The organism is Leucobacter sp. BZR 635 (genome assembly GCF_048061935.2).
GTDB lineage: Bacteria > Actinomycetota > Actinomycetes > Actinomycetales > Microbacteriaceae > Leucobacter.
This window is the reverse complement of sequence record NZ_JBLUNZ020000051.1, coordinates 1-25,291: the sequence shown is the minus strand read 5'-3', so window position 1 is coordinate 25,291 and position 25,291 is coordinate 1. Positions and strand designations below refer to the sequence as shown.

The window sequence follows — 25,291 nt, the reverse complement described above, 5'->3', positions numbered from 1 at the left end:
AATGCAGGATCGCCACATCATCGCCCTCGATCTCGACGGAACCGTACTTCGTCACGGATTTGAAGGCGCGGGTGACCATGCCGCGGGAGGGATCATTGATCCCGAGCTCGCGGAGGCGATCCGCACGCTTCACGAGTCAGGTCACGAGGTCATCGTGTCGACCGGCCGCTCGGTCGACGCGACGCTGCCCATCGTGGAGCGGCTCGGGATCCGCCCTGAGTGGGTCGTCACCGCGAATGGCGCGGTCACGCTCAAGCGGGATCCCTTCGGCACCCGCGGTTTCCGTCGCGAATACGTCGAGGCATTCAACCCGACCGATGTGCTCCTGAAAATCCGCCCGCAGCTCACGACCGCGCACTTCTCGGTCGAGCTCGCAGACGGTGAGTTTCTCTACACGAAGGCAATCCCGGCGGGCACACTGCCCGCAAACCAGCGCCAGGTCGACTTCGACGACCTTCTCGGCGTGCAGGCCGCCCGCGTGATCGTGTTCTCCCCCGACTACCGCGTCGAGGAGTTCCTCACCGCGATCGAGGCACTCGGCCTCACCCACGTCTCGTACGCCGTCGGCACCTCGTCGTGGCTCGATATCGCGCCGGACGGCGTGACGAAGGCGAGCGCCCTTGAGGTGCTGCGCGCGAAGCTCGACATTCACCCGTCGAACGTGTTTGCCGCTGGCGACGGGCGCAACGACATCGAAATGCTCGAGTGGGCTGGGCGCGTTGGAGTATCGGTCGCGATGGGGCAAGCGGTGCCCGAAGTGAAGGCCGCGGCCACCGAGGTGACCGAGTCTGCGGAGGACGGCGGGCTGCTGCTCGCGCTCCGCAAGCGCTTCCCGGAGCTGTTGGGCGCCTAAAACTGGCAAGAGCAGCCGCATTTATTTGCTAGGCTCGTTCGCGGAGGGTTGTCCGAGCGGCCGAAGGAACTTGTCTTGAAAACAAGCAGGCGGTGATCCCGTCTCAGGAGTTCAAATCTCCTACCCTCCGCCACAAGATGCCCCGAGCGAATCGCTCGGGGCATCTTCCATACTCAGGAGATTCCCCGCTCACTCCAGGCTCTCTCCAGGGCTATCGGGTAAATTAGGGAGATCGTGCGGCCTGCACTCGTGAGCCGCTTCTACGAACAGGGGATCCGAATGGCGAGAAAGACGCAGGCTGAACAGCCGCGCCGCTCAGTCGTGCGCCACGGGAAGCTGCCACGGTCGTCTTCTGCGAAGAACATCAGCCGCTTCCTACTCACCACCCTGCTAGTCGTCGCCTTCTCGGGCGGGGCAACAGCGGCTTACGCCGTCTGGGCATTCGTGAACAGCGCCAAGACCGTCGATCTCGGAGGCCCGCAGGCCTCGATCGGTTCGGGCACCCAGTCAATCGACGGCGAGCTCAACATCCTGCTCGCCGGCTCCGATACCCGGCAGGGCCAGGGCTACGACGACGGCGAAGAGGGCGAGCTCAACGACGTCACCCTCTTGCTCCACGTCTCGGCGGATCACAAGAACGCAACCGTCATCAGCTTCCCGCGCGACCTCATGGTCCCGATCCCAAGCTGCCCGAGCGAAGAGGGCGAAGAGGGCTTCTACCCCGCGATGAGTGAGCAACAGCTCAACTCGGCCATGTCGTACGGCGGGCTACCCTGTGTCGCGCGCACTATTTCAGAGCTGACGGGCATGGAGATCCCCTACGCGGCCGTCATCACGTTCGATGGCGTCGTCGGTATCTCAGAAGCCGTCGGCGGCGTTGACGTCTGCCTCACGCAGCCGCTCGTCGATCCCAAGACCAACCTCGACCTTCCGGCCGGCATGAATACGCTCGTCGGCTGGGACGCGCTGCAGTTCCTCCGCACCCGCTACGGCGTGGGCGACGGCAGCGACATCTCGCGTATTAACAACCAGCAGGTGTTCATGTCATCGCTGCTGCGCAAGCTCAAGAGCTCGGAGACGCTGACCGACCCGTTCAAGGTCTGGAACCTCGCGAAGGCCGCCGTCGACAACATGCTGCTCTCCGAAAGCATGAAGAGCATGGAGTTCATGCAGGCCGCAGCAGGCACGGTCAAAGACATCGACCTCAGCAACATCAACTTCGTGCAGTACCCGTCACTCGACCACCCGTACGAGTCAGGCCGCCTGCGGCCGGACTACGTCCTCGCCGAGCAATTCTTCGAGACGCTGCTCAGCGGCGCGGCATTCGACGTGACGGGCGCGGGCGGGGCCGTTGAGACTCCCCCGGTTCCCGACCCCGAGGCGCCAGCGGAAGTGCCTGAGGAGCCCGTCGAGGGCGCTGAGGGCGAGGTGCCTCCAGCTGAAGAAGGCCAGGTCGCAGAAGACGGCGGACGCGTCCAACTGCCGCCCGAGATCACCGGCTTGAAGCCTGATGTCGAATCTTGTTCGGTCGGGCAGATAAGTTACTAGCCCCGGGATTTCCGAGCACGGGATTTTCCCGTTAGACTGAATGGCGTTGCCTGCTCATGGAGACGTGCCGGAGCGGCCGAACGGACTTCACTGCTAATGAAGGGTCGGGGTTAAACTCGACCGGGGGTTCAAATCCCCCCGTCTCCGCCATAGACAGGCAACACACTGAGCCCCACTCTTCGGAGTGGGGCTCAGTGCTTTTCTGACTCAGTACGTTCCCGGCTCAGTGCTTTCCAGGCTCACACGCGATCCCCCACTGAGTGCCCCACGGGCCCCGGGCCACGCCCTGAGGATCCCCTGAACGCCCTCGACTCCCCTCCCACCCGTCCGGTAGCGTGGGCAATTCGCACGGCGAAGGGGGAGCATGCGTAAAACAACCATCGGTACAGCAGCGCTTGCCGCTGCGGTCATTGGGTCGGCGCTGCCAGCCGGCGTGACCTCGGCACATGCCGACCACCCGAACACTGTCTGCTCGCACTGGGCACCCGAGGGCGACGCCACGCATCACGTGCAGGTCGACTGGATGGCCGGCCGCAGCTTCCGGGTCTCCATCACAGATTTCACGTTGCGCGCGGCTGAGCAGGAGGCAGGCGACAGCTTCATTCCGCTCCCGCTCGATCCAAACCTGCGGCTGGGCACCAACACGGTGAGCGTCGGCGAGGGGCTCAGCGTCTCTGACGTCTCCCTCTCGCAGGCAGTCGCGCTCGGAGCCGGGGGCCGCGACAGCCACCAGACCGGCGAGATAGAGAGCTACCTGAAGCTCGCGAGCGCTCCATGGGAGTCAGCAACCGTGACCGGCGACTCCATCGAGTGGCTGCACGACCTCGATGCGCGCAGTGACGGCGACGGCGCACAGCACCGCCCCAGCGAGACCCCCACGGTCGATGCACGCCGCGCTGACTCCGCGGGCGTGCTCGACTTCACTGTCACAGTACCCGGCGAGCTTGGCGGCGAGGTCGCACTCGTCAGGGGAATGACCTCGGCCTTCACCGCGGCCGTGCTGAGCGACGCGGAGGGCTCGTGGGCCCCGGGCCAACCGCAGGCCAGCACGATCCCGGGCTGCACGGTGAGCATGGAGCCGGTGGCTTCGCCCGTGCAAGAGGGCGGTGGCGAACCGGTGCCCGACCCCGCGCCAGAGACAGATACTGACGGCGACAAGCAAGAACTGCGCCCCTCCCAGACGCCGGGCAACGGCGCACCGCAGCGGCCCGGTGCCAAGCCTCCCGCTGCCGGCGAGGAGCCGCATGATCCGAAGGCTCCAAACGAGCCAACGCTGCCCGAGCACGACGCGCCCGATGCCCCGGTCCCTGACAGGCCCGAAGCGTCATCACCTGACGGCGGTCCTGCGCCAGGGAGCGAGACCCCCAATCAGGGCCAGGACGTTGCCCGCTCGGGTGGCTTCAACGCCATGCCGTGGATCGTGGGCGCCGGCGGTGCCGCCGCTCTCGGGGTGGCACTCGCCGTGGCCGCGCGCCGATCCTCACGCGCCAAGCGAGGCCACTCAGGCAGCTGAGGCAGCTCAGGCAGCTGAGGCAGCTGAGGCAGCTCAGCAGCCGCGGGCGAGTACCGCCGCTCAGCCGCTCCCGCCTACCGAATCGTCGACCGGTGCGGGTAGCTTCCGCCGGTGAAGCGATGCCACAGCATCGCCACAGCGACGATGACGACAGAGCTCAGCAGCACCGGGGCGAACAGGTAGCTCCAGCCAGCGCTCGTCACGCACACGACGACCGCGTTTGCGACCGCGGGTGGATGCAGTACCCGAAGCACGAGCATCGCGACGACCGACAGGGCCGCCGCGAGCGCACCTGCGAGCGCCGAGGCGAGCTCGCCATCCCACCATCCGGAGTGCGGGATCGTGCCCACCCCGAGACCGATCGCTGCAGACACCATGTGCCCGCCCACCACCGCCGTTGGCTGCGAGACTGGTGCCTCGGGGAGAGCGAACACGAGGAGGCAACTCGGCGCGAAGCCGAGGAAGAGCAGGGTGAGATCCATCGAGGTGCCGAGCGCCCCGAGGATCGCCACCGATCCCCCAGTGCCGAGCGCGGCGAGCGCGATCCGGCGCCAGGGTAGCCGAGGTTGCGTGCTCGTTACGAGCGCACGCAGCTCGGCCCCCACCCGTTTTCGCACGGTCCCACTCTACGCCAGGGAGTCCTCCCAGGCCGCGTGCAGCCCGGCGAAGCGGCCACCTGCGGCGATGAGCTCACCCGGCGTCCCGTCTTCGACAACTCGCCCGTGTTCCATCACGAGCACGCGGTCGGCGATCGACACTGTCGACAGCCGGTGCGCGATGATGATCGCGGTGCGGTCGGCGAGCAGCGTCTGCAGCGCGTCCTGCACGAGTCGCTCGCTCGGCAGGTCGAGTGAGGCGGTGGCCTCGTCGAGGATGAGCACTGCCGGGTCCGCGAGGAACGCGCGCGCGAACGAGATGAGCTGCCGCTGCCCAGCGGACACGCGCCCGCCTCGTTTGTTCACGTCGGTGTCGTACCCGTCGGGCAGCGCCGAGATGAACTCGTCGGCCCCCACGGCGACCGCCGCAGCACGGATCTGCTCGGGTGTCGCGTCGGGCTTACCGAGCGCGATGTTCTCAGCAACGGTGCCACTAAAGAGGTAGGCCTCCTGCGTGACCATCACGATCGCGCGCCGCATGTCGGCGGGGTCGAGTTCGCGCAGGTCGATGCCGTCGAGCGTGAGCCTGCCCTCGGTCGGGTCGTAGAACCTGGCGACGAGCTTCGCGAGCGTCGACTTGCCGGCACCCGTGGTGCCGACGAGCGCGATTGTCTGGCCGGCGGGAATGTCGAGGTTGCAGTCGGCGAGCACGACCCGCGGGTCGTCGGCCCCGCCGTAGCGGAAGCTCACGCCGTCAAAGCGCAACGCCCCGCGGGCGGCGGGCAGCGCGACCGGCCGTTCAGGATCCTGCACCGTCGGCTCCTCCTCAAGCACGCCCGACACCTTCTCGAGGGCAGCGACGGCAGACTGGTAGGAGTTCAGGAACATCGCGATATCTTCGAGCGGGCCGAAGAAGTTGCGCACGTGCAGCACGGCGGCGAGCAGCACACCGATCGCGAGCGCGTTGTCGGTGACGCGGAACGCGCCCCAGAGCAGCACAAGCGCGACGGTGATGTTGCCGAGCAGCACCAGGCCGGGGTCGAGCACACCGAAAAGGTTCACGACGCGCAGGTTTGCGCGGCGGTAGTCGTCGGACACCTTCGCGAAGGCTTTGTCGTTGCGCTTCTCGCGGCGGAACGCCTGGACCGCGCGGATGCCGGTCATGGTCTCGACGAACTGCACGATCAGCCGGGCCGACACCGTGCGGGTCGCGCGGAAGCCCTTCTGCGATTCGATGACGAACCACCACATGAGCAGCGCCAGCGGCACGCCCATGCAGACGAGCAGCACGCCGCTGCGCCAGTCGATGAGGAACAGCGCAATGAGCGTGAACGTCCCGAGCAGCACCGCGTCGATGAGCTCGGAGAGGCTGCCCGAGAGCAGCTCCTGGATCGATTCGAGGTCACTCGTCTGCCGCGAGATGATGCGGCCCGACGTGTAACCCTCGTGGAACTCGAGGCTGAGCCGCTGTGTGTGCCGGAAGATGCGCAGGCGCAGCTCGAGCATCACGGCCTGCGTGAGTTTTGCGATGAGCACGACGTACCAGCCGACGAGCGCGGCACCCCCGCCGCCGATAACCAGGTAGGCGAGCGAAATACCGATCGCCGGCCCCCAGTCGCCGTGGTCGACGGCGCGCGGCAGCGCCTCGTCGATGCCAAAGGCGATGAGCGAGGGCCCGATCGCGCGGAAGAGCGCGGAGATCACGACGACGCCGGCGGTGAGAATAATGAGCCGTCGGAGTGGCTTCAACAGCGAGCCAAGGAGGCTGAGCGAGCGCCGCCTGATGGCGCGGCTCTCCTCGCGCGTGTAGTTGCTGCGGTCTTCGCCGCGGGTACCGTGGACGCTTTCGGGACTCATCGTGCCACCTCCTCGGGGCCGGTCGTGTTGGGTTTCTCGTTCAGGGTGTCGTGGTCGGCTTCCTCCCCCGCCTCAAGCGAGGAGATGAGGTAGCGGTAGTGATCGCTCGTGCGCAGCAGCTCGCTGTGCGTGCCAACGGCGATGACGCGGCCGGTGCGCATGACGGCGACGCGGTCCGCCATCGACACGGTCGAGGGGCGGTGCGCGACGATGAGCGCGGTCGTGGTTGCGAGCACGCGCCTGAGTGCGGCCTCAACGAGCGCCTCCGTGTCGACGTCGAGCGCAGACAGCGGGTCGTCGAGCACGAGCACGTCGGGGCCGGCGGCGACGACGCGCGCGAGCGCGAGCCGCTGGCGCTGCCCGCCAGAGAGGCTCATGCCTTCCTCGCCGACCTCGGTGTCGAGGCCGTCCGGCAGGTCGTAGGCGAAGTGCGCCTGCGCGACGTCGATCGCCTCGCGGATCACCTGGTCAGCCTCGGGGCCAGCCGGGTCGAGGTCTTCGCGCCCGAGCAGCACGTTCTCGCGCACGCTGGCGGAGAAGAGGATCGGATCCTCAAACGCTACTCCGATGCGTCGCCGGAGCTCCTCAAGCCTGAGCTCACGCACGTCGACGCCGTCGAGTTCAACGGCACCGGCGGTCACGTCGTACAGCCTGGTTGGCAGCGCGGTGAGCGTCGTCTTGCCCGAACCGGTCGCGCCGACAAGCGCCATCGTCTCGCCGGGCCGCAGCACGAGGTCGAGGCCGTCGACGAGGTCGCGCTCGTGGTCGCGCGCGTCGGGGAAGCGGAAGTGCACGCCGCGGAAGGCGAGCTCGCCGCGGGGCTCCTCAATGGTGCGCGGCGTCTCGGGGTCGGTGATGGTGATCTCCGCGTCGAATACCTCGAACACGCGATCGGTCGCGGTGCGGGCGTCGATGAGGAAGGAGAACAGGAACCCGAGTGAGTTCATCGGCCAGCGCACGGCGGCGGCGAGCGCGAAGAAGCCGAAGAGTTCGCCGACGGTGAGCTGCCCCATCGCGGCGAGCACTATGCCGGTGAAGAGGCATGCGGCGAGCGCGAGGAACGGTACGAGGTCGTACCAGAACCACATGATGCCGACCTCGCGGGCCTTGCCCATCTCGGTGCCGCGCAGCGTCTCAGCCTGCTTGCGGAAGTTCGCGAGCGAGTGCCCGCCGCGACCGAAGGCCTTGAGCACGCGGATCCCGTGCACGCTCTCTTCGACCGCGGTCGCTAGATCGCCGGACTGATCCTGGCTCTTGCGCGACAGCGCGCCGTACTTCTGCTCGAAGCGGTAGCCGACCACCCAGATGGGCAGCGAGCAGACGAAGAACACGGTGCCGAGCACCCAGTGCCAGCGGAACAGCAGCCCGATGCCGATAAGCATCGTGAGCACGTTCACGACGAGCATGATGAGGCCGAAGGTGAGCCAGCGGCGGATCAGCCCGATGTCCTGCATCATGCGGCTGAGCAGCTGCCCCGACTGCCACCGGTCGTGGAACGCGACGGGCAGGCGCTGCAGGCGCTCGTAGAACGTCTGCCGAATCGTGAACTCGACCTCGGTCATGGGGCGCAGTACGAAGCGGCGGCGCAGGAAGATGAAGAGCGCCTCTGCGATGCCCAGGCCGAACACCGCGGCGACGCCCCAGAGGATCGCGGTGCGATCCCCCGTGCGCAGCGGGCCGTCGACAACCTCCTGGAGCACGATCGGGATGATGAGGCTCGCGACCGACCCGGCGAGCGCGACAATGAGCCCCGCGAGGAGCCACCACCTGGCGGGCTTGGCGAACGGGATGAGCCTGCCGAGTGCCCTGGGCAACGACAGTTGTGCTGAAGATGAAGAAGACATGGTCCCTAAACAAGAGAAGAGTGCGCGAGACGCGCGAGTGCTGTGGAGGAGAAGGCCTGAACAGGCCGAGAACTAATGTCCAGTCAGCGGGCTGCCCGGACGAGCAGCTGCTGTGAATGCGATTGTGCGAGACATGAACTGCTCCTTTCCGGGTCGTAGGGATTCCAAGAATTCACCCTAGCCGCTTCCCTCGAAGTGGCGCAAGCACTTTTTCGCGACCGGCGCGCCCCCACCTGCCCCACCGCTGCGCACACCGCGCCTTCAGCCCTCGTAGTCCCGCGGTAGGGGTGCCGGTTCGCTCCGCGGGGTGACGCGCCGTGGGATACCTGGCCGAGATGCTGGTGTTCCACCCGGAAGGATCCACAATGTCGCTCATCAGCACCCCGCCCGCGCCGTACGCTTCCTCACCAGGCCGCACGCCGAACCAGGCCCCAGCGAGGCGCGACGCTGCGGTGGATCTCGTGCGCGCTGCTTGCCTCATCGCTGTCGTCGCGGTGCACGCGATCATGGTGGGAGTGAGCGTGCAGGGCGGCGAGGCGGTGCTCGGCAACGCGCTCGAACCGTGGTCGGGGTTCACCGTGTTCTCCTGGTTTACGCAGATGATGCCGCTGTTCTTTATCGCCGGCGGCTTCGCGTCAGCGACCCACTACCGGCGGCAGCGCGGCCGCGGCGTGACGGCCCCCGGGTACGTCGCCTCCCGGCTTGGCAGGCTACTTCCGGTCCCGCTGCTGGCGGCCGCCGCGACGACGCTCGTGCTCACCGTGCTCACTGTCACCGGGGTGGATCCCACGATCGTCGCGACCGCGGGCTGGCGCATGAGCCAGCCGCTCTGGTTCCTCGGCGTCTATGTGCTCTGCTCCGCGCTCGTGCCCGCGATGCTCGCCCTGCACGAGCGCGCACCGCGGCTCACGCTGACGCTGCTCGGGGCAGGGATCCTGGCCATCGACGGCGCCCGCTTTGCCACCGGCGTCGACGCGGTCGGCTTCGCGAATCTCCTGCTCGTCTGGCTATTCGTGCAACAGCTCGGTTTCTTCCTCGCCGACGGCATCGTGCCCGGCCCCCGCACCGCACTCGCGGCGCTCGGCTTCGGTGCGGGGCTTGTCGCGATCGGTGCGTCGCCCGCGAACCTCTTCGAGGCGCTGAACCCGCCCACCGCTGTGCTCGCGCTCCTCGGCGTCATACAGCTTGCGCTGTTTGCCGCGCTGCGGCCAAAGCTCGAGCGGCTCGCAAGCGTACCCGCCGTGCGCGACACGGCCCAGGCATTGAATGCGCGGGCGATGACAATCTACTCGTGGCACATGCCCGTGACCGTGCTGCTCGCAGGCCTGTTGCTCGTTGCTACGGGCGCGCTCGGGGGCACGCTCCCGCTCCCGCTTGGCAGCGAATGGTGGCTGTCACGCCCGGCCTGGCTCGCCGCTGTGGCGGTCGTCGTGACCCTCGCCGTGCTCGGCGCGGGCCGGCTTGAGCGACGGGCCCTCGCCTGGGTCCGCACCGCCGCCACTCCGACACCAGCGCGTGCCGCAGCGGCAGCCGTCACGGGAGGCGCTGGCGTCCTCATCATCCTCGCGGCAACCGGAGCGCTCTGGGCGTGGATCGCTGGATCAGCGTTCCTCGCAGCAGCACTCCTCATGAGCTGCGAGAGACGTCAGAAGGCGAAGGCGATCCCGAGCAGCACGCCATAGGCAAGCGCCGCGAAGCTCGTGAGCTGCAATACAAGGATGAGCTCGCGTGCGGTCCGCGCGGTCAGCGTGATGATGACCGCGGGAATGACGGCCGCGAGCACAAACCAGACCATGATCATGCCCGAGTATGCCCAGCCGTAGAGCAGCGGGACGCCAAACGGCAGCACCATGCACACGACGTAGAGCACCCGGGTCCAGCGCTCACCGATCCGCACCGCGAGCGTGCGCTTACCGGCCGCGCGGTCGGTCGGGATATCGCGCAGGTTATTGACGACGAGCACTGCGACGGCGAAGAAGCCGATACCAGCGCCAGCAACCCACATCTCCTGATTCGCGATGCCGGTCTGCAACCACACGGTGCCGACGGTCGCAACCAGCCCGAAGAAGATGAACACAACGAGCTCGCCGAGCCCCGCGTAGCCGTATGGGCGCTTGCCGCCCGTGTAGAACCACGCCGCGACGATCGCGACCGCACCGACGGCGAGGAACCACCAGCGTTCGCTGATGACCACGGCCGTGATTCCAGCAACCGCGGCGAGCCCAAAGAACACGAGCGCGGTCGTGAGTACCCGCTTCGGGTTCACACGCCCCGAGCCGGTGAGTCGGGCTGGGCCGACCCGGAAGGCGTCGGTACCGCGGATCCCGTCGGAGTAGTCGTTCGCGTAGTTCACGCCAATCTGCAGCAGCAACGCTACGGCGAGCGCGAGCACCGAGAGGGTGAGCGAGAACTCGTGCAGCATGTTGGCGATGCCTGCACCGGCAGCGACCGGCGCGATTGCGAGCGGCAGCGTGCGGAGCCTCGCGCCCGAGACCCAGTCGCGCCACGTCACGCGGCCGCTCTCGCCGGCGGCGATGAGCTCGTCGGCGACGGCGCGCAGGGCCGGATTGCCCGATCGCTTCGGGTTCTTCGTGCTCACGCTGTCTCCTCGTCGTTGGGCTGTGGGGGTGCTGGGGTGGTTCCGCCGAGCTGCACCAGGCTCTCGCGCAGCGAGCGGATCCACGCCTCGATCGCGGCATAGTCCGGTTTGCCGCCGGCAAGCCGCGGCATCTGCTCAGTCTCGGTCGCCCACTCGGGTGCGGCCGCTGCTCCGAGCCGTTCGCGCACGCCCTCGCGCACCTCGTCGAAGGGCACCGCGCCCTCGGAGGTTTCGACGACGAGGCCGGGGCGCGATCCCCACTCCGGGTGGTCGGTGGCGAGCGCGACCGCGCTCTCCCAGCCAGCGTATTCGCGCGCAACGCGTTCGATCTCGTCGAGCGAGACGTTCACGCCGCCCGAGATGACCACCCGGTCGAGCCGGCCAGTGACCGTGAGCATTCCGCCGAGCAGTTCGCCCGCGTCGCCGGTGCGGTACCAGCGCACGGGCACGCCGTCGCGGCCAGCCTCGACCACGAAGCGATCGGCGGTCTCGGCGTCGTCACCGAGGTAACCGAGCGCGAGCGTCGGGCCTGCGAGCTGCACCTCACCGGCGCGGATCCGCACGAGGGTGTCGCCGATCTCGACGCCGTCGTAGACGCAGCCGCCCGCCGTCTCGGTCATGCCGTAGGAGCGGCGCAGGCTCACGCCGAGGGCGTGGGCGCGGCGGCGCAGTTCGAGCGAGACGGCCTGGCCGCCGACGAGCACCGCGTCGAAGCGTGTGAGGGTCTCGGCCGCGTCGGCGTCGCGCTCAGCCAGATCAAGCAGCCGCGCGAGCTGCACGGGAACGAGCGAGACGTACCTGCGGTCGTGTTCGAGCCGATCGGCGGCGGCAAGCAGGGCATGCGCGTCGGCTCCACCGGGGGCGAAGACGGGGTCGATGCCGCTCGCGGCGCTGCGCACGAGCATCTGCAGCCCCGAGATGAGCTGGGTGGGCAGCGCAACGAGCCACTGGCCCGGGCCGCCCAGCGCCTCGGCGGTTGCCTCTGCGCTCGCGATGATCGCGTCGCGGGAGAGGGCGACGGCTTTCGGCGTGCCACTCGATCCGGAGGTGCGCACCACAACCGCGGTGCCTTCGGGGAGGTCGAGGGCGCGAATCGCCTCGATCTCGGGGTCGCCCGGGTCGAGCCCTGGGGCGAGTGGGAGGATCGGCGCTCCTCCCGCGAGGGCGTCGTCGAGCGCGGCGATGAGCCAGGCGCGATCCTCAACCGGAATCGTGCGAAGAACGTGGGGAGCGGTCACCTCTCCAGGGTACCGCGCCCCGGTGAGAGGAGGCGCTCCCCTCCCCCTGCCCCCCTATTTTTCTATTCCGAGCCTTTTGCAGCCTGTATAAGGCTCATCAAGGAAAAAACGGGGAGGGGTAGCTGGGCAGAGTGCGACGGGCCGCCGCCGTGGCCACGCACCGAGGCGCAGCGGCGCGGCAGCGCAGCGGCGTTCCTAGTAGTGGTACGGGAACGGCGACCAGTCGGGGTCGCGCTTCTCGAGGAACGAGTCGCGGCCCTCGACCGCCTCGTCGGTGCCGTAGGCGAGGCGCGTCGTCTCACCGGCGAAGAGCTGCTGCCCGACGATCCCGTCGTCGACGGCGTTCATCGCGTACTTGAGCATGCGGATCGCGGTCGGGGACTTCCCGAGGATCTCGCGCGCCCACTCGATTCCGGTCGACTCGAGCTCGGCGTGCGGCACGACCTCGTTTACGGCACCGATCTCGCGGGCGCGCTCGGCGTCGTACTCGCGGGCGAGGAAGAAGATCTCCCGTGCGTTCTTCTGGCCGACCTGCTTTGCGAAGTACGCGCTGCCGTAGCCAGCATCGAAGGAGCCGACGTCGGCGTCGGTCTGCTTGAACTTCGCGTGCTCACGCGAGGCGATCGTGAGATCGCACACCACGTTGAGCGAGTGCCCGCCGCCAGCCGCCCAGCCGGGAACAAGCGCGATGACGACCTTCGGCATGAAGCGGATGAGCCGCTGCACCTCGAGGATGTGCAGCCGGCCTGCCCGCGCGAGCGCCTCGGGGCCGACAGCGGTTTCGGAATCCGAGTACTTATAGCCGTCGCGGCCGCGGATGCGCTGGTCGCCGCCCGAGCAGAACGCCCAGCCGCCGTCTTTCTGGCTCGGGCCGTTGCCGGTGAGCAGTACGACGCCGACCTTCGGGTTCACGCGCACCCGGTCGAGCGCGTCGAACAGCTCGTCGACGGTGTGCGGGCGGAACGCATTTCGCACCTCGGGCCGGTCGAATGCGATGCGCGCGATGCGGCCGTCGCGGCTCAGGTGTGCGGTGATGTCGGTGTAGCCCTCGGCGCCGGGGGCGACCTCCCACACGCTCGGATCAAAGATGTCAGAAACCTGCTTGGTCATACCCCCAGCCTATGCGGCGGAGCGGCCCGACGGAGCACCCGACAGAGCACCCTGCCGAGCACCCCGGCACAGCGCGACCTGCGCGCTGTGCCGGGATGGATCGAACAGCTAGCCGATCGCGACGCCGAACAGCAGCCCGATGAGGTAGGTCGCGACCATTGTCGCGCCGCCCATGAGCACGTTGCGCAGCACCGCGCGTGATCGCGGTGCCTCGCCGAGCGCGGCCGAGATCCACCCGGTGAGCACGAGCCCAACGAGCACCGCAACGCCCGCGGCGGCGATCCGTCCCGCGCCGAGCGGGAGGAGGATCATGATGAGCGGCAGCAGCCCACCGACGGTGAAGGCGATGAACGAGGAGATCGCCGCTGCCCACGGGCTCGTGTACTCGTCAGGATCGATGCCGAGCTCAACCTCGGCGTGCGCGGCGAGCGCGTCGTGGGCGCTGAGCTCCTCGGCGACCTGCGTCGCGAGCGCCGCGGACACGCCGCGCCGACGGTAGAACCCGGCGAGCCCGCGCAGCTCGACCGCGGGCTGTTCTGCGAGCGAGCGGCGCTTCTGATCGATGAGCGCCTTCTCGGTGTCGCGCTGTGTGCTCACGGAGACGTATTCGCCGCCCGCCATCGAGAATGCGCCAGCAACGAGCGCGGCAACGCCAGCGGTCGCGACCGCAACCGTGTTACCCGGGGTGGCCGCCGCGACGCCGATGACCACGCCGGCGACCGACACGATGCCGTCGTTCGCGCCGAGCACGCCGGCGCGGAGCCAGTTGAGCTTCTGCCCGATGCGGGCAGAGCGCGGGCCAGCGTCAGCGGTGTCAGCCGCGAGCTCGCTCGGGTGCGTCTGAACGGTGCGAGTTGCTTCGAGTGTCATGATTTCCCCTTCCCCACTATCGGGTGTTTCTGCCCCCAGTCTGCTCCTGCTTTTCGCGCACCGCAAGCAAGGTTAGGCTTGCCTTTCCCCTGGTCAGAGCTGCTTTTTTAGGTAAGCCTAACCAAGGTGAGACAATCAAAGCATGGCTACACACGAGCTCGGCAGCACGGAGATTCCACCGCTTGAGGAGCTCCTCGACACCGTGCGCGTTGTCGCGATCCCCACCCGCACGAGGTTCCGCGGCATCACCGAACGCGAGGCCGTGATTTTCGATGCGCCCCGCGGCGCGAGCGAGTTTTCGCCGTTCCTGGAGTACGACGACGCGGAGAGTGCGCGCTGGCTCGCCGCAGCCATCGAGTTCGGCTGGGGCGAGGTACCCACGCCGCTGCGTGACAGCATCGCCGTGAACGCGACGGTGCCTGCGGTCTCCGCCGCCGAGGTGCCCGGGGTGCTTGCGCGCTTTCCCGGCTGCCGCACCGCGAAGGTCAAGGTTGCGGAACCGGGCCAGACGCTCGCAGCCGATATCGCTCGGGTGCGGGCGACGCGCGAGGCGATGGGCGAGGACGCCCACGTGCGCGTTGACGCGAACGGCGGCTGGAGCGTCGAGGAGGCATTCGTGGCGCTCACGCAGCTGGCCTCCTTCGACCTCGACTACGCGGAACAGCCCTGCGAGAGCGTGGCGGAGCTGGCTGAGCTGCGCGCAATGCTCGTCGATGCCGGAATCACCCTGCGGATCGCGGCTGACGAGAGCGTGCGCAAAGCGGAGGATCCACTCGCCGTCGCGCGCGCGGGCGCCGCCGACCTCATCGTCGTCAAGGCGCAGCCGCTCGGTGGAATCGCGCCCGCGCTGCGGATCATTACCGAGGCAAAGCTGCCGGTCATCGTCTCGAGCGCACTCGACACCTCGGTGGGGATCTCGATGGGGTTGCACCTCGCTGCCGCCCTGCCCGAGGGGCTGCTCGCGGGCGCATGCGGGCTCGGCACCGTTGCGCTGCTCGGGGGCGATGTGGCGTTGGATCCGCTGCTCCCGCAACGCGGCGAGCTTCGGGTGCGCCGCACCGAGCTCGATCGGGCCGCACTCGACCGGTTCAAGGCCGCGCCTGAGCGGGAGCTGTGGTGGCGCGAGCGCATCGCCCGCTGCCACGCTGAGATCGACACTGCCGCATAGCCCCAGCCCCACAAGCGCCAGTCCCATGAGTGTGAGTCCGCTGAATGTCAGAGGCCCGTGGAAGCATGGAACTCAACGCGGCACACACCCGGCTGAGCAGACTGAAGGAGATCCAGATGGCGTCACCACCCCCGCCGACGGAGCACGTTCCTGCGTCGCACGCACCCCAGATTTCACGTGAAACGACGACGGATTCCCCGGGAGTCGATACCCTTACAGGTATGTCTAACGTCACCCCGATCAGCGCGGCCAAGCCCCATGTGCTTGAGTTCTTTGCAGGCATCGGGCTGGCGCGCATGGGCCTCGAAGACGCCGGCTTCCATGTGTCCTGGGCAAACGACTACGAGCCATCCAAAAAGGCGATGTACGACGTCCAGTTCGCGGGTGCCGGCGATCACACGCTGCGCCTCGGAGACATTGGCGAGCTCTCCTCCGCAGATGTTCCGGCAGGGGCCGCACTGGCATGGGCATCGTCGCCCTGCACCGATCTCTCGCTCGCTGGCGCCCGCGCTGGGCTCGAAGGCGGCCAGTCGGGAACGTTCTGGGAGTTCATCCGCATCCTCGAGGAGATGGGTGACCAGCGCCCCAGCGTCGCCGTGCTCGAAAACGTGGTCGGGCTCGCCACTTCGAACGGGGGCGACGACCTCACAGCGGCAGTCCGCGCTTTCAACTCGCTCGGCTACTCGGTCGACCTGCTCGCAATCGACGCTAGACGATTTGTGCCGCAGTCGCGCCCGCGACTCTTCCTCGTCGGGGCGCTCGCTCCGCCCGCCGAACCCGCGCTGCAGGTCGCCTCGCCGCTGCGCCCGGATTGGCTGCAGTGGGTCTTCGACGACGAATCGCTCATCACCCACCAGGCGGAGCTGCCCGAAGCGCCGGAGCCGCTGCGCGAGGGCTTCGGGAGCACCGTCGAAGAGATGCCCGCGAGCGACGAACGCTGGTGGGACGCCGAGCGCACCAGCGCATTTCTCGCGTCGCTCTCGGAGACCCAGTTGGATCGCGTGACCCGGCTGCTCGCCGAGCCCGACACGACCTACCGCACCGCATACCGCCGCACCCGCAAGGGCCGTGCCGTGTGGGAGGTGCGGCCCGACGACATCGCCGGCTGCCTCCGCACCGCCCGCGGCGGCTCCTCGAAGCAGGCGGTCGTGCAGATCGGTGCCGGCAAGCTGCGGGTGCGCTGGATGACGCCGCTCGAATACGCCCGCCTCATGGGTGCGGGAGACTACGAACTGGGCGATGCCCGGCCAAGCCAGGTGCTCTTCGGCTTTGGTGATGCTGTCGCCGTTCCCGCGGTGTCCTGGCTCGCAAGCAACTATCTGCTGCCGCTCACGCGGGGCGAGATGTCGACAGCTGCGGCGGCGCTGACCGGAGTTCAGCCCGGAGCACAGCCCGGGGCGCAAATTGGTGCGCAGGCCGCGGCGGCTGCGAGCGTTCGTGGGTAGCCGGGGAGTCGCCAGCTACAACGAGTCCAGCGGCGAAGCACCCCTCAAGAAATCAATGCCGACGAGGTTCGTGCAGGGGTTTCGCGAGCTGCTCAACACCGCGATGCGCTCCACTGACCCCGCAAGCGGCAAGCGACTCGGCCCGTGCATCGGCGTATACGCCTTCTACGACTACGACGGCGAACCGATTTACGTCGGGCAAACCCACGAGAGCTTCGCCTCCCGCGTCGGGCGGCACCTCACCGGGCAGCGCACCGACACGCTCGCCTACCGCATCCTTGATCCCTTCGAGGTCGCAGAGATCGAGCTCTACCCCGCGGAGGCGCTGCGCAGCGACCCCGAGAAGAAGCAGAAACTCGATGCGCTCGAGTACTCGGTCTACCTACGGGCGATCGCGAACTCGAAGTACCGGGCGATCCTCAACGAGAAGATCCCCCCGATCTCGACCCCGATTGCCGTGCCGTCACCCCAACGCTTCAACCTCATCCCGCCAGATTTGCGTGAAGACCGCGAGCACCCAGACGTGCGCATCGCGCGCCGGGCCGAAACGCTCGCGCGGGTCGCCGCCGTGGCCCATGAGCGCGGTGAGGTCTCGGCAGGGCTGCGGCGCGTGATCCTCATCCAATCAGTGCGACTCGCTGACCTCGCGGCGGCGCGCCTCGCCTATGCTGAGGGTCGCCGTCGTCCGCCCGCCGAGGCGATCGATGTCGCGGCACTTGTCGGCAGCGACCTCGCACGCTACTCCGACGCCGACGGGTCAGCGGAGTAGCCAGCGAGACGGCAGCACCTGCAGAAGAGCGGATCCAGCCGACCGGCGGACAAGCCCACCAGCAGGCCAGCCCACGGCGGCCCTGCGACCGCAGGTGTTCGGTGCGTTCCGTGCGACTGCCGGCGGCGCGGCAAGGCCGGGCTGCTACCCCTTCAGATCGGGGAAGTCTTCCTCGCGCCACTCTGTCACGATGCGCTCCCCCGCAGAGAACGCCACCTCCTCGCGAACCCGCAGCTCGACCCGGCGAATCTTGCCCGAGGTGGTCTTTGGCAGCTCGAAAAACTCGACCCTGCGCACCCGCATGTAGGCGGGCAGCGCCCTGCGGGCGTGCACGAGAATTTCCTTTGCCGTCGCCTCAGAAGCCTCTGTGCCAGCCGGAAGCGAGACATACGCCTTCGTCACATTCAGGCGAGTCTCGTCGGGAGCGCCCACCACCGCGGCCTCGGCTACGAAGTCGTGCTCGAGGAGCACACTCTCAACCTCGAAGGGCGAAACCTTAAAGTCGCTCGATTTGAAGATATCGTCCGTTCTGCCGACGAACGTGAGCGAGCCGTTCTCGTCCCGCTGGGCCACGTCGCCCGTGTGGTACAGGCCGCCAGACATTGCCTCGGCGGTCGCTTCCTCGTTCCCAAAGTAGCGAGACATGAGGTTCACTGGCCGCGCGGCTCCCGTGCCGCCGTCCTCGGCTCCGAGCCGAAGGCACGCCTCGCCCTCGTCCGTTTCCTCGCCCGTCATCGGGTCGATGAGCACGATGTCGACTCCGGGAAGGGGCTTGCCCATCGCGCCGGGGACAACTTCGTCTCCCGGCATGTTGCCGATCGTCGCGGTAGTCTCCGTTTGCCCGTAGCCATCGCGCAGCGTCAACCCCCAGCTCTCCTGAATACGCGAGATCACTTCCGGGTTGAGCGGCTCGCCAGCAGAGACGACCTCGCGAAGCGCTGAGGGCTTCGCTCCGAGCTCGCTCTGAATGAGCATGCGCCACACCGTCGGCGGCGCGCAGAAGCTCGTGACGCCCACACGATCGAGCTCGCTGATGATTCGCTCAGCCTTGAACCTGGCGTAGTTGGCGACGTATACGGTCGCCCCCACGTTCCACGGCCCGAAAAAGCTCGACCAGGCGTGTTTCGCCCATCCGGGTGCGCTAATCACCGAGTGCACATCGCCGGGGCGCACACCGAGCCACGCCATCGTGGTGAAGTGCCCAAGCGGATAACTCGTGTGCGAGTGGACCGCGATCTTCGGCAGCTTCGTCGTTCCCGAGGTGAAGTACAGCAGGGCGGGATCGACGCTCTTCGTCTGCTTCATGACCGACGCAACCGATGCAGAGCGGGACTCTTCGAAGCGCGCCCAGTCATACAGCGCGGCCCGCTGATCCATCGTGCCCTCGTCGAGCCGCACCCCAACCCCGCGGAAGCTGCCAGGGATCCCAGCAAACTTCACCGCGTCTTCTGGGCCAGCGAAGACCCAACGCACGTTCGCACGCTCGACTCGGTCGACGAGCTCCTGGGGTCCGAGCACCACGGAGGTGGGAAGAATGACGACGCCCAGCTTCATCGCTGCGAGCATGATCTCCCACAGTTCCACGTGGTTTCCGAGCATGAGCATGGCGATGTCGCCGCGCTTTGCTCCGATCTGACGCAGCCAGTTCGCTACTTGGTCGGATCGCTGCTTGAGCTCCCGGAAGGTGCGCTTGTGCTCCCGCCCGCTCTCCTCAGCGATCCACAGCGCAGTCGTGTCGTTGTCCGCGGCGATGCGGTCGAACACGTCGTGCGCCCAGTTGAAGCTGTCGCCAACGTCGGGCCAACGGAACTCGGCCCGAGCCCGATCGGGCTCGCCCTGGAGGCTCAGCAGAAGGTCTCTTGCGGCAAAAAAGTTATCGGTCACGAACCCAGTTTCACTCATCCGTCGCATATTTACGAGGGGGCGATCGAAAATTGCGCATAACGTGATCTCGACCGCACGGAGTGCGGCCACGAGCCCACCGCGCGGTGCGACAGCGGCGCACGAGCGCTAGTTGCTCGTGAACACCGTGTGCAGGTTCGGGTCGGCGACCGCCGCGCGACCGCCCAGGCCATGAATTTCGAAGAGCACAGCGGTGCCAGCCACCGTGTATCCGAGCATCTCGAGCAGCTCGCGTGCCGCCTCGAGCGTGCCACCCGTCGCAAGCACGTCGTCGATGAGCAGCACCCGGCTGCCCTTCGGTAGATCGTCGTGCGCTTCAACCTCGGCCACGCCGTATTCGAGCTCGTAACCAACCGAAGCCGCCGGGCGCGGAAGCTTGCCGGCCTTGCGAATCGGCAGCAAGCCTGCCCCGGTCGAATATGCCGCAGCGCTCGCGAGCAGGAAGCCACGCGCCTCCAGGCCCGCGATCACGTCAAATGTGCCGAGGAATGGCGCGATGAGCGCGTCAACCGTCGCCCGCAGCGCCCGCCCGTCAGCGAGCAGCGGCATGATGTCGCGGAAGATGATGCCGGGGGCCGGGTAGTCGGGGATCCCCAGGATGAGCTTCTCCGCCCGCGCGAGCTCCGCGCTCGGCTCCGGAAAATGCGGCATCGCGAGCTCGTCGCTGTCAGTGTTCATAGGCACGTACTTCATCGTACCTCCCGAGGAGGGTAGTACTCACAAGCCCAGCTTGCTATCGTTACGATCACCCACCTATCCGGGTTAGTTGCTTTACAACGATGTGAGGTATGACAATGCTGTTTGATCAGGCACTCTCCGCGACCGTTTCCGCGGCACGAGCCGACACGATCGGGGAGCACCTGCGCCGCACCGCAGCGCGACTGCCCAACAAGACCGCCCTGATCGACGGCGACACAAGCCTCACCTTCGGCGAGTTCGACCGACTCGCAAACCGCTTCGCGAACGCGCTCACCGAGGCGGGCGTCCACCCTGGCGACCGCGTCGCGATGCTCAGCCGCAATTGCTGGCAGTTCGCCGTCGCCGCATACGGGGCCGCCCGCGCGGACGCGATCTTCGTGCCACTCAATTTTGTGCTCACCCCGGGTGAGATCGGCCCGCTCATCGCGAACTCGACCCCCGCGGCACTCATTGCGCAACCCGCGCTCACCGAGACCGCGGAGCTTGCGGTCGCACACTCCGGCGTGGGCGTTTCCGCACTCATCGAGATCACGGGCGAGCTCGGCACAGCGCCTGCGCCAGGGTGGATCCCCTTCGAGGAGATCCTCGCCACCTCGCACGATGCCGAGCCACCGGTCGTGCTGGGCCCCGACGATCCACTGCGAATCATGTTCACGAGCGGCACCGAGTCGCGCCCCAAGGGTGCCGTGCACTCCAGTCGATCGCTGAGCTCTGAATATCTCAGCGCCGTGGTCGAGGGCGGCATGTCGGCAGACGACGTCGAACTCCACGCGCTGCCGCTCTACCACTGCGCCCAACTCGACTGCTTCCTCGGCCCCGACATCATGCTCGGTGCCACGAGCGTGCTCTTGCCCGGCCCCGACCCCGCGACCGTGCTGCGAACCATCGCAGAACACCGGGTCACCAAGTTTTTCGCCCCGCCCACGGTGTGGATCTCGCTGCTGCGTTCCCCCGAATTCGCGGGCGCGGATCTCACAAGCCTCACCAAGGGTTACTACGGTGCCGCCGCGATGCCCGTAGAGGTGCTCCACGAGCTCCAACAGCGACTTCCCGGGCTGCAGCTGTGGAACTTCTACGGCCAGACCGAACTCGCGCCCGTGGCGACGATCCTGCCTCCTCACGAGCAGCTCAGCCACGCGGGCTCAGCCGGCCGCCCAGTGCTGCACGTCGAAACGCGCGTCGTCGACGAGGCGGGCGAGCCAGTGCCCACCGGCGAGGTCGGAGAGATAGTGCACCGCAGCCCCCAGCTCGCGCTCGGCTACTGGAACGCTCCGGAGCAGACCGCAGAGGCGTTCCGCGGCGGCTGGTTCCACTCGGGCGACCTCGGCGTCTTCGACGAGGGCGGCCGACTCCGCATTGTCGACCGCAGCAAAGACATGATCAACACGGGCGGCGAAAACGTGGCGAGCCGCGAGGTCGAAGAGGCGCTCTACGAGCACGCCGCGATCGCCGAGTGCGCAGTGTTCGCCACGCCCCACCCGAAGTGGGTGGAGACCGTCACCGCGGCCGTCGTGCTCACAGCGGGCGCATCCGCCACGCAGGAGGAGCTGCGCGCCCACACGCGCGAGCGTCTCGCGGCGTTCAAAGTGCCGACAATCGTCCACATCGTTGAGATCCTGCCGAAAAACCCGAGCGGGAAGATCCTGAAACGCGAACTTCGAGAGCAATTCAGCCAGCCCGTGGCGGCCTCGTTTTGAACATGGCCGAACTTTCGTGTAATGTATTTCAAGTTGAGAGATCAACACTGCGCCCCTAGCTCAGCTGGATAGAGCATCTGACTACGGATCAGAAGGTCAGGGGTTCGAATCCCTTGGGGCGCACCACGAGAAACACCCGGTCAGACACGAAATCTGGCCGGGTGTTTTGTTTTTCTTTCGCAGCCGAAATGAGCGCGCGGTACTTATGCGGTATTTCAGCCCATAGTCACGTCCGCCATTTCGACTGCGATCGCTTCTTTTTAGGCCGCGAACGTTCGCGGCCTAAAACTCCGACCCCCTAGCCTACAAATGACACGCCTTGGGGCAAACGCACGTGTCGCACTCCGTTGCCCGAAGCACAATATCCGAGATGTACTAATTGGCCGGATTTTACTGTGCGGTAATCGCGACGATCTCGCGGAACTTATCTCGCGCCGATTCGCGTACCGTCGGTTCGTTGAGCTGCTCAATGACATAAAACTGGAACGCAGCAATTTGATCTGCAGGTAGTGAAGATCTCTTCGAGAGATTCACAAGTTCCCTGTAATCCAGGTATTCGTAGCGTACGTTGACTCCGTGAAGCGTGTCCTCGGTAGGTAGCCCATTGACATCACGAGAATGCGCGACGAACAGGACTCTAACAGTCCATGACTCAGGGTCATCAAGGTTCCCCCATGACTCTTTCAACCGTTGGTCGATGATCCGGGCCAGAGAACGGGCATGGTCCGCGACGTAGGTCAGGGAGAGGTGGCCACCATGGGCCTCTAGCGCGATTGCGCACCGCTGGTCAACGTTGGCGAACTCGACATCGCCAAGTTTGTGTCGGCTGAAGTTCGTCGCATTCACGCCGTCGCCAAGGCCCCGAGCGCGCCAACCAGGCTTGTCATAGGCGAGCACTGCGAGGCAGTCCACCACGCGCTGTTCGATGACGCCCTGCGTGTAGGTCTCGTTACTGGTAATGAACCCGGACACGGATTCGAAGATTGCGTTTGTCGCTTGAATGTCCAGAAGTACCGGCTCAACGGTCCGAAGCTCGATGATTCGAACCAGCCAAGCTCGCAAGATCCTGGCAACCTGACGCCGGGGGACGAAAGGCAACGTATCGACGGTCTTCACGATCTCAGCAAGTGCATGGGCGTCGTCACCACCTCGGCCACGCGCCCAGCTGTCTAGAGAGTGCACCGCCTTAGCGTTGTTGAGGAAAGGATTGCCAGTGACTGCGGGATACTTCGCGAACAGTGCCTCGCCGTTGCCCCCGCGAGGCGCGAACTCATATAGATAGCTGGCTGGGTGGTCAAAGAACTCGATCGGAACTAAGCACCAATGAAGGATCTGGAGATACGGCCAGAACTGCGGAGCATCTGGTGAATTCGAATTACTCAGCCGGATGAGGAGGCGCTCAGCGTCAACTTCGGGTAGCCAGGAGCTTAATGCGGCACCTGCAAGGCTGTTGGTCTCCGGGAGTGAGGAGTCTGGAAACAGAGCGATGGAACGAGTCTGGTCAGATTGCCAGAGCGTATCGACGGCTTCTTCTCGGTTGAGCTGAGGAAGCATGTTCAGCTTCCGGGCGATCTTAACAATGGAGCCGTAAGAAACGTCGAGACTAGTTTCGTTCGCTGCGAGCAGTCGAGACACTTGCGAACACGAGAACCGCTCCTCCCCGAGCAGGTGAGAAATGAGGGAAGTGCGAGAGAGCAATCTGAGCACAGTCGAGTGGGTAAGGCTAGCGACATCACCTCCTCCACTACGCAACTTCTTGTAAAGGTCAAAGTAGGCCTTGGCATCGATGTCATCAAGTGGTGGAGCAGTGAATTCAAGGGCTGCGTCAACCGCTGCGCGGAGCTGCGGCGCTACAACCCCGCTCGAACGCCACTGCTCGGTCGCCTGTTCTAGGACTAATGCGAAGTCCTCGGGACGGAAGCCCTTTTCTTCTCCGTGGGTGACAACGGCATTGACTGCGTCATGCGCGCTCTCGATGGGTAGTGGAAGCTCCCAACTATGGACAACCTGCGCGACGTTCAATACTTCATCCACGGCCAGACTCATTCCAGAAGCCTGGCGGACGACCGCCATGGGCTTTCCATAGTTCGAGGAGCCGCTCCGCGCTCTCTTCGGACGAGAGGCCGAGCGCTTCGAGCCAGGCAAATGCCTCGGCTACAGTGAGGCGGCGCTGGCCGGACTCCACCCTGGACACAGCCGCTTGATCAATGCCGAGTTCTCCAGCAAGTGTGCCTTGCGAAGCGTGACCGCTGTTTCGCAGCTCGGCAAGCATTGTCGCGAGGGCATGGTGGAAATCGCTCTCCGTGCCCGTTGTGGATGACATGCCACAAACCTATCTTTGACACGATGTCGGTGGCTCAAGCTAGGATTGCGTTATGTCGAAAGCACATAACTCACCCAGTTTTAGGGCGTCAAATGGCCTCAAGTTCGTCTCCCTCTATTCAGGGGCAGGCGGTCTTGACCTTGGTTTTGCGCGCGCGGGCTTCACTCCCGTCTTTGCGAACGACATTGACCCGTACGCTGTCCAGACGCACAACAGGCTGCACGAGGTCCGTGACCCTGAGTGGCGCGAAGCCGCTCGTCGGTTCGAGGGGCAGACAGCCGTCTGCGGCGACGTTCGGGTAGCCGCAGCGAATCTCAGTGAGGGCATGGCCGACCTCGTTATCGGCGGCCCACCTTGCCAAGGTTTCTCCGTTGCTGGACGCATGGACCCCAACGACCCGCGCTCACGCCATGTATTCGATTTCCTAGGCTTGGTAGCAAGGGTGAAGCCGCAAGCATTTGTTATGGAGAACGTGGCTGCACTTGCCCGCAATCGGCGCTGGGCCGATATTATTGACGAGTTGAAGAGCCGGGCAGCGCTTGACTACAAGGTCGAACTGGTTGTGCTGAATGCATCGCATTGGGGCGTCCCGCAGGCACGCGAGCGCATGTTCCTCATAGGAGTGCCGCATGACGGGCCGGACTTCATACTGCCAAATGCGCTGACCGCCGAGGATCCGCCTACGGTGAGGTCCGCTCTTGCGGGGCTGCCTCGAGCGGGCGAACCTGGGAATGACTCGCGCTGCACTGCAGCCATCACGCTCGCCAAGAATCCGGTGCTCCGTCGCTCCCCATATGCGGGCATGCTGTTCAACGGCCAAGGTCGCGTAATGGGATTGGACCGTCCTGCACCGACGTTGCCCGCCTCGATGGGCGGCAACCGCACCCCGATCGTTGATGAGGGAGATCTTTATTTCGGCGAGAATCCGTGGATCATTAAGTACCATGAGCGCTTGTTAGTCGAGCAACAGAGTCCTTTGCTAGATCTGCCTGTCGAAGCAAAGCTCAGGCGCATTACCGTCGAAGAGGCGGCTGCGATTCAGACGTTCCCGTCCGATGTTCCATGGCAAGGCGCTCAGTCCGCTCGCTTCCGCCAGATCGGCAACGCCGTTCCGCCCCGCCTTGCATACGCGGTGGCCTCAGCAGTGGCCGACACATTGCTTTCTACAGGAGAGGTCGAAGCTAAGGAAATCACGACGGTCGACCGCGACGTGGTTCTGGTTTAGAGCAGGCCTGGTTCGGACTACTGACCCCATGTGCA

Annotated in this window: 20 protein-coding genes and 3 tRNA genes; 12 read left to right on the top strand and 11 right to left on the bottom strand. The window is 66.3% G+C overall.

The annotated features are described in order from the left end of the window. The first annotated feature begins 1 nt into the window (after nt 1). The 5 genes from ACI1US_RS10610 to ACI1US_RS10590 all read left to right on the top strand — a co-directional run bounded on the left by ACI1US_RS10610 (nt 2) and on the right by ACI1US_RS10590 (nt 3,914). A complete protein-coding gene (locus tag ACI1US_RS10610) occupies nt 2-853 on the top strand; it encodes an HAD family hydrolase (RefSeq protein ID WP_416550019.1) in 852 nt (283 codons plus the stop codon). Nucleotides 854-895: 42 nt separating this feature from the next. After that, a tRNA-Ser gene (locus ACI1US_RS10605) sits at nt 896-986 on the top strand. Between the two features lie 146 nt (nt 987-1,132). Then, a complete protein-coding gene (locus ACI1US_RS10600) occupies nt 1,133-2,401 on the top strand; it encodes an LCP family protein (protein ID WP_461640298.1) in 1,269 nt (422 codons plus the stop codon). Nucleotides 2,402-2,459: 58 nt separating this feature from the next. Then, nucleotides 2,460-2,551: transfer RNA gene (locus ACI1US_RS10595), tRNA-Ser, on the top strand. 214 nt (nt 2,552-2,765) lie between these two features. Next, the gene (locus ACI1US_RS10590) at nt 2,766-3,914 is read left to right on the top strand and encodes a hypothetical protein (RefSeq protein ID WP_461640296.1); all 1,149 of its coding nucleotides are present in this window, start codon (nt 2,766-2,768) and stop codon (nt 3,912-3,914) included. Between the two features lie 74 nt (nt 3,915-3,988). On the opposite strand, the gene ACI1US_RS10585 is transcribed toward ACI1US_RS10590, so the two are convergent. From ACI1US_RS10585 to ACI1US_RS10575, 3 genes are read right to left on the bottom strand one after another with little or no spacing between them, the layout of a single operon-like run. Next, nucleotides 3,989-4,531: an HPP family protein gene (locus ACI1US_RS10585; RefSeq protein ID WP_416550017.1), complete on the bottom strand. Its 543-nt coding sequence runs from the start codon at nt 4,529-4,531 to the stop codon at nt 3,989-3,991. 9 nt (nt 4,532-4,540) lie between these two features. Further along, a complete protein-coding gene (locus ACI1US_RS10580) occupies nt 4,541-6,367 on the bottom strand; it encodes an ABC transporter ATP-binding protein (protein WP_461640294.1) in 1,827 nt (608 codons plus the stop codon). Further along, nucleotides 6,364-8,211 carry an ABC transporter ATP-binding protein gene (locus ACI1US_RS10575; RefSeq protein ID WP_461640292.1) on the bottom strand — a complete coding sequence of 616 codons (1,848 nt, stop codon included), beginning with the start codon at nt 8,209-8,211 and terminating at the stop codon, nt 6,364-6,366. The genes ACI1US_RS10580 and ACI1US_RS10575 overlap by 4 nt, the downstream gene beginning before the upstream one ends. Nucleotides 8,212-8,576: 365 nt before the next feature. Here ACI1US_RS10575 and ACI1US_RS10570 point away from each other — a divergent pair, with 365 nt between their 5' ends. After that, nucleotides 8,577-9,893, top strand: a complete 1,317-nt coding sequence (locus tag ACI1US_RS10570) for an acyltransferase family protein (protein WP_461640290.1) — start codon at nt 8,577-8,579, stop codon at nt 9,891-9,893. On the opposite strand, the gene ACI1US_RS10565 is transcribed toward ACI1US_RS10570, so the two are convergent. From ACI1US_RS10565 to ACI1US_RS10550, 4 genes are all read right to left on the bottom strand, one after another. Continuing rightward, complete coding sequence (locus ACI1US_RS10565; RefSeq protein WP_461640288.1) at nt 9,857-10,810, bottom strand: 1,4-dihydroxy-2-naphthoate polyprenyltransferase; 954 nt, start codon at nt 10,808-10,810, stop codon at nt 9,857-9,859. The genes ACI1US_RS10570 and ACI1US_RS10565 overlap by 37 nt on opposite strands. Continuing rightward, nucleotides 10,807-12,048, bottom strand: coding sequence for an AMP-binding protein (locus ACI1US_RS10560; RefSeq protein ID WP_461640286.1), 1,242 nt, complete (start codon nt 12,046-12,048; stop codon nt 10,807-10,809). The genes ACI1US_RS10565 and ACI1US_RS10560 overlap by 4 nt, the downstream gene beginning before the upstream one ends. A gap of 195 nt (nt 12,049-12,243) precedes the next feature. After that, complete coding sequence (locus ACI1US_RS10555; RefSeq protein WP_416550014.1) at nt 12,244-13,158, bottom strand: 1,4-dihydroxy-2-naphthoyl-CoA synthase; 915 nt, start codon at nt 13,156-13,158, stop codon at nt 12,244-12,246. A gap of 108 nt (nt 13,159-13,266) precedes the next feature. After that, entirely contained in the window at nt 13,267-14,028 is a 762-nt protein-coding gene (locus ACI1US_RS10550; RefSeq protein ID WP_416550013.1) for a VIT1/CCC1 transporter family protein, read from the bottom strand. Nucleotides 14,029-14,170: 142 nt separating this feature from the next. Here ACI1US_RS10550 and ACI1US_RS10545 point away from each other — a divergent pair, with 142 nt between their 5' ends. From ACI1US_RS10545 to ACI1US_RS10535, 3 genes are all read left to right on the top strand, one after another. After that, on the top strand, nt 14,171-15,196 hold the full coding sequence (locus ACI1US_RS10545; protein WP_461640283.1) for an o-succinylbenzoate synthase: 1,026 nt from the start codon (nt 14,171-14,173) through the stop codon (nt 15,194-15,196). 221 nt (nt 15,197-15,417) lie between these two features. Then, the gene (locus ACI1US_RS10540) at nt 15,418-16,641 is read left to right on the top strand and encodes a DNA cytosine methyltransferase (RefSeq protein WP_461640281.1); all 1,224 of its coding nucleotides are present in this window, start codon (nt 15,418-15,420) and stop codon (nt 16,639-16,641) included. Next, nucleotides 16,634-17,410, top strand: a complete 777-nt coding sequence (locus ACI1US_RS10535) for a GIY-YIG nuclease family protein (RefSeq protein WP_461640279.1) — start codon at nt 16,634-16,636, stop codon at nt 17,408-17,410. Before ACI1US_RS10540 ends, ACI1US_RS10535 begins: the two co-directional genes overlap by 8 nt. Nucleotides 17,411-17,554: 144 nt before the next feature. On the opposite strand, the gene ACI1US_RS10530 is transcribed toward ACI1US_RS10535, so the two are convergent. Together ACI1US_RS10530 and ACI1US_RS10525 are read right to left on the bottom strand one after the other, a co-directional pair. Then, the gene (locus ACI1US_RS10530) at nt 17,555-19,312 is read right to left on the bottom strand and encodes an AMP-binding protein (protein WP_461640277.1); all 1,758 of its coding nucleotides are present in this window, start codon (nt 19,310-19,312) and stop codon (nt 17,555-17,557) included. A gap of 108 nt (nt 19,313-19,420) precedes the next feature. Continuing rightward, on the bottom strand, nt 19,421-19,990 hold the full coding sequence (locus ACI1US_RS10525) for an adenine phosphoribosyltransferase (RefSeq protein ID WP_461640401.1): 570 nt from the start codon (nt 19,988-19,990) through the stop codon (nt 19,421-19,423). 110 nt (nt 19,991-20,100) lie between these two features. On the opposite strand from ACI1US_RS10525, the gene ACI1US_RS10520 reads away from it, so the two are divergent. Continuing rightward, entirely contained in the window at nt 20,101-21,708 is a 1,608-nt protein-coding gene (locus ACI1US_RS10520) for a fatty acyl-CoA synthetase (RefSeq protein WP_461640275.1), read from the top strand. 49 nt (nt 21,709-21,757) lie between these two features. Next, nucleotides 21,758-21,834: transfer RNA gene (locus ACI1US_RS10515), tRNA-Arg, on the top strand. Nucleotides 21,835-22,098: 264 nt separating this feature from the next. Here the strand turns inward: ACI1US_RS10515 and ACI1US_RS10510 are convergent. Both ACI1US_RS10510 and ACI1US_RS10505 read right to left on the bottom strand, forming a co-directional pair. Beyond that, entirely contained in the window at nt 22,099-23,754 is a 1,656-nt protein-coding gene (locus tag ACI1US_RS10510) for a hypothetical protein (protein ID WP_461640273.1), read from the bottom strand. Next, complete coding sequence (locus ACI1US_RS10505) at nt 23,735-24,031, bottom strand: helix-turn-helix domain-containing protein (protein WP_461640271.1); 297 nt, start codon at nt 24,029-24,031, stop codon at nt 23,735-23,737. Before ACI1US_RS10505 ends, ACI1US_RS10510 begins: the two co-directional genes overlap by 20 nt. A gap of 52 nt (nt 24,032-24,083) precedes the next feature. On the opposite strand from ACI1US_RS10505, the gene ACI1US_RS10500 reads away from it, so the two are divergent. Beyond that, on the top strand, nt 24,084-25,256 hold the full coding sequence (locus ACI1US_RS10500; protein WP_461640269.1) for a DNA cytosine methyltransferase: 1,173 nt from the start codon (nt 24,084-24,086) through the stop codon (nt 25,254-25,256). Nucleotides 25,257-25,291: the final 35 nt, after the last annotated feature.